The 4,716-nt window shown below is 71.6% G+C and carries 4 protein-coding genes; 1 reads left to right on the top strand and 3 read right to left on the bottom strand.

Annotated features, from left to right (window positions below):
• Positions 1-964: WXG100 family type VII secretion target (locus ACIBMZ_RS10305; RefSeq protein WP_396692263.1), on the top strand; the 964-nt coding region annotated here is incomplete at its 5' end.
• Positions 965-974: 10 nt separating this feature from the next.
• Here the strand turns inward: ACIBMZ_RS10305 and ACIBMZ_RS10300 are convergent.
• The 3 genes from ACIBMZ_RS10300 to ACIBMZ_RS10290 are packed head-to-tail and all read right to left on the bottom strand — an operon-like array spanning position 975 to position 4,396.
• On the bottom strand, positions 975-3,653 hold the full coding sequence (locus ACIBMZ_RS10300) for a discoidin domain-containing protein (protein WP_396692262.1): 2,679 nt from the start codon (positions 3,651-3,653) through the stop codon (positions 975-977).
• A 59-nt stretch (positions 3,654-3,712) separates the two neighbouring features.
• Entirely contained in the window at positions 3,713-4,024 is a 312-nt protein-coding gene (locus ACIBMZ_RS10295) for a WXG100 family type VII secretion target (RefSeq protein WP_131051369.1), read from the bottom strand.
• Between the two features lie 36 nt (positions 4,025-4,060).
• Positions 4,061-4,396 carry a WXG100 family type VII secretion target gene (locus tag ACIBMZ_RS10290; protein ID WP_131051368.1) on the bottom strand — a complete coding sequence of 112 codons (336 nt, stop codon included), beginning with the start codon at positions 4,394-4,396 and terminating at the stop codon, positions 4,061-4,063.
• Positions 4,397-4,716: the final 320 nt, after the last annotated feature.

Below are 4,716 nucleotides of genomic sequence, written 5' to 3'. Positions count from 1 at the left end.
CAGCGCCGACATCAGCTACGAAGGCGGCAACACCCGCTACACCTACCCCGACGACACCATCGTCACCTACAACGCCGACGGCAAGATCCTGACCGAGGAACGTGCCGACGGCACCACCTACAGCCAGTTCGACGCCGACAACCGCCCGCACTACGTCGACATCCCCGCCACCGAGGAACGCCCCGGCGTCACCGCCACCATCAGCTACCGGGACGGCAACACCGTCTACACGTACGACGACGAGAGCGTCGTGACGTACGACTCGGAGGGCCAGATCCTCACCGAGGACCGTGGCGACGGGTGGGTCATCACGTACAAGGACGGGGTGCCGACGTCCGGCGTCAACTCGGAGACCCGGGAGACGGTGACCATCACGCCGACGGCCGGCGGTGGTTTCCAGTGGACCTACTCCGGTGGCACGACCATCTTCCGGAACTCGGACGGCGCGGTCACCAGCATGGAGCAGAACGGCTGGACGTTCACCACCTTCGACTCCGAGGGCCGACCGACGTTCGGCACCCAGGGCACCAAGACGGTCACCATCGAGTACGGCAGCAGCGGCAGCGACATCAAGTGGGCCTACACCGATAACGGCAAGCCCTCGATCACCGTGATCACCAACGCGGACGGTACGCCGATCACCCAGATCAACCCGGACGGCTCCCAGTTCACCTTCGCCGTCGAGCTCGACAAGCTGGCCGATGCCGCCAAGAAGATCGCCACCGAACGGGACGCGCTGGAAGGCAAGCTGAACGAGATCAACAAGGAGTTCCGCACGCTGCGCGACTACTGGATGAGCCCCGCCGGCAAGAACTTCGCGCTGTTGCTCGATCAGGTCGACGGTCTGAGCGGGCAGGTGCGCGACGTCCTCAACGAGGCGATCCGGCGGATGAAGCACACCCACACGATGTACACCGACGTGGAAGAGCAGAACACCAAGAACCTCACCAGCAACAACCGGTGAGCCGCCGTCCTCACCGCACCTCGAACTCGTGGATCGAGTACCCGTACCCGGGCATCGCCTTGGCCGTGCCGACCATGCGTACGTACCGGACCGGAGTGCGGGTGACGGCGATGTCGACGGTCCCGCCCGCGCCGCTCCCGGTCTGGTAGACCGTCCGCCACGTCCCACCGTCGGCGGACACCTCGACCCGGTACGCGGTCGCGTAAGCCCGCTCCCACCGCAGGCGAACCTCGGTGACCTGCCAGAGTTCGCCCAGGTCGACGGCGAGCCACTGGGTGTCCGGGGTGAACGCGCTGCCCCACCGGGATTCCCGGTCCCCGTCGATCGCACTCGACGGCCGGTAGATCGTCTCGAAGCTCGACGCGCTGGCGGTCCCGGAGAGCGCCAGGTTCCGTCCCGAGCTGTTCACCCGGCCGGGCATCGCCGACGACGCCGCCGGCTGGGGGGTGGCACTCGGTGCGGACGACGGAGACCCGGTGGGCCGGGGCGGGGCCACCGGTGCGGGCACCCGGTCGGGGCCACGCGACGCCTCCGGGCTCCGCCCGGGAGCGCTCGGGCCGGGCGTCGCCGCGCTGCTCTGACCACTGGTCCCCGACGCGGGACTGACCGAGGTGGACGGATCGTCGGCCGGGGTGTCGGAGGGCTGTACACCGGCCGGTAGCCGCGCGGGGAACTCCGGCAGACCCGACGGCGGCGGTACGGCGTACCCCGGTGTGTCGGCACCGGACGGTCGCCCGTTCGGGTTCAGCACGTACCCGCTGGCGACCGCCACCGTCAGGACCGCCACCGCGGTGAGGATCTGGGCCGACAGCCGACGCCGCCGCCGGATGTCCGGCCCGGCGGGGTGCCGCCGCTGGTCGTCCGGACCGGTCGGCGGCGCTGGCGCTGCCGCCTCGGCGCGCGGCGGGCGCTCGGCCTGCGCCCGCTGCTTCGGCCCCGACTCGTCGCGGCGGACCGGACGGACGGCCTCGTGCCGTGCCACCGGACGGATCGGATACTGCACCGTCGGCTCGGCCACCGGGTCCGGCCCGGTCGCGGCGTTTCCGTCGGCCCGCTCGCCCGCGAGCGCGGCGGTCGTCTCGTCCGACGCAGATCGCGCCTCGGTCGTCCGCCCGCCCCCAGGCGTCCGCCCGCTTCCAGGCGTCCGCTGACCGGCCGTCGTGACCTGCTCGGGCCGCGACGTGATCGGGCCGGCGACCGGCGTGACCGGGGCGACGGCTGGCGCGACCAGGGCGGCGAGCGCAGCGGCCGGGACGGAGGTCGGCACGGCCGGTGGCGCGGCCGACGCCCTCGGTGCGACCGGACTCGTGCCGCCTGCGCCGGGGGCGCGCAGCACGACGGCGTATTGCACCATCGGGGCCGTCGGCACACCCGACTCCAGGTCCGACGTCGGCAGCGCGTCGTCGCCGGCCGCCACCGCGAACCGCGCCGGTGACAGTTCCACCCGCTGCCGGGTCTCGACGGGCATTCGGGCCAGCAGCGCGCCGAGCACCGGCAACACGTGGTATCGCGGCGGCTTGCCGGGTACGCCGACGAAGATCCGCACCTTGCCGGAGGTCCACGGGTGCGCCCGCACCAGGCGCGCGCCGTGTTCCTGCTCGGGTGGCCGCACCCACAGGCCGGACTGCGTCACCTCGGCCACCCACCGTTCGGCGAGCCGGAAGACGTTCTCGCCCAGCTCCGGGTAGCCGTCGAGTCCGCGTACCGGTCCGACGGGCCGGGCCGGGCCCTCGGGCGGGAAGCCGAGGACGGTCGCGACCGGTTCCCAGGTGGCTCCCGAGTGGTCGACGGCGAGGCTGGTCGGTCGACCGTCGGGCGTGAGCGACGGCAGGCCGGTGTGCACCCGGACCGGGGCACCCGACTCGCGGGCCAGACTCGTCGCCGCCGTGGCCGTCGTGGTCACCGCCCCGTAGGAGGCCAGCACGAGGTGCTGCCGCAGCGGCGACGGGAGCCGGTCGAGGAACTCCACGACGGCGTCGGCCTCCGGCTCCGGTTGTCCGGGCCGTCCGACCAGCAGCACCGGCCGGTCAGCGTCCATCGGTACCCCGTACGCCGGATCGTCGTAGTCCGGCATCGGCGTGCCCGGCAGCCGACGGAACAGCCACATGCCAGCCGGTACGGGCAGCAGCACCAGCTCGCCCGGGTACGTCGCGGCGCACAGTTCGTCGACGTCGTCCTCCCAGGACGGCTGCGGACTGCGATGACCGGCCGGGGAGGTGACGCCGTCCGGGGTGTGTCGTACCCATCCGTCCACTGCGAACAGCGATCCGCCGGGCACCAGCAGCACCTCGGCCCGGGGCACGTCGAGCGTCGCGGTCAGCTCACGGGCCAACCGACCGACCGGTCCACGACCGGCCGCCCCCGCCACCGCGATGCGACCCCGGCCACCGGGCGGCACCGCGATCGGCAGCACCGTCTCGACGAACGACCAGTCCTCGGCACTGTCGAGCGGTCCGATGACCGTCACGACATCGGGCTCCGCCACCAGCCCGGTCGCCGCCGCCGTGAGCACGCCCGCCGGATCGGCACCGACCACGGCCACCCGGTCACCGACCCAGTTCAGGGCCGAGCCGAGCTTGCGGAACCGGCTGCTGTCCGCGAGCGACTCCGGGTTCGACTCGACACCCGGCCCGGCCGGTTCCGGCGGCGACTGCACGTCGGAGGTACGGCCTCGCTGATCACGGATCATGCCGAATACTACGAGCCGGAGGTCCTGGTTGTTCAAGACCCCCGGCCTGCGGTGAATCGTCAGCCGCGCCAGGTGCGCAGGTTCGAGAACTCCGCTTCCGAGTAGTTGTTCCAGGCGAGGTTGGCGGCGTTCGCGATGTCGCCGAGCGCGCCGTCGACGCCGAACAGGCCGTTCGCCCCGGCGTTCCACTGCCCCTGGAGGCCGACGTACTCCTCGCGCGCCTCGCCGACCCAGCTCTCCTCCAACGGAACGAGCTTGGCCTTCAGGGTGGCGAGCATGTCGACCAGCTCGTCGGCGGTGCTCTTGAGCCTGGCACCGGCGAACTCCAGCTCCGGGGGGACCCGGATGCGACTACCCATACTGTCGGTCACGCGAACTCCTCTACTCGGGCGGGCTGACGATTCCGGTCAGGCGCCGGGCTCAGGCCCGAGACGGGCCGCCGGAATACCGTTGATCTCGGGCATGGTGCGCACCGTCGCCTCGTCGGCGGTGGCGTAGTTACCGGCGTTGCGCTGCAGGCCCCGGGAGATGCCGTTCAGGGCGTCGTTGAGCATCCGGCCGCAGGTGTCGTACTCCTCCATCGTCTGCTTGTAGGCCTTGGAACCCGGCCCCAACCAGTACGACGCCAGGTCGTCCACGTCCCGCCGCAGTGTCGCGAGGCGCGCCTGTAGCTGCGCAGCCGTGTCGGTGCAGGACTGTGACCCGTCCAGCAGCATCTGCGGAGTGATGTCGACTAGCTTCATAGGCCCTCCCGGTCGATGCCGATCGGCCTCCTGGCCGTCCGGACGGCGGTCCCGTGTCAGCCTGCCCGCTCGACGCGGGACCGGCACAGTCACCAGTTCCAGGGACAACCCCCGCACCGGACGGTGAGGACGCCCGGCCAGGACATAAAGGGACTACCGGGAATCCGGCGAGTCGTGCCACCGTGCGGCGGGGATGTCTTGGGCACGGCGGCCGACTCAGCGCACTGAACGGCGGAAACCGTCCGAAGCTGTTGGTGCCGGAGAAACGACCGGGGGGTGATGGAGTGCCGGTCGCTCATGGGTGCCGAGAGATCCTCGTG

The sequence above is a fragment of the Micromonospora sp. NPDC049900 genome (assembly GCF_044461025.1).
Classification (GTDB): domain Bacteria; phylum Actinomycetota; class Actinomycetes; order Mycobacteriales; family Micromonosporaceae; genus Micromonospora.
This window is presented reverse-complemented; position numbering and strand designations above follow the sequence as displayed.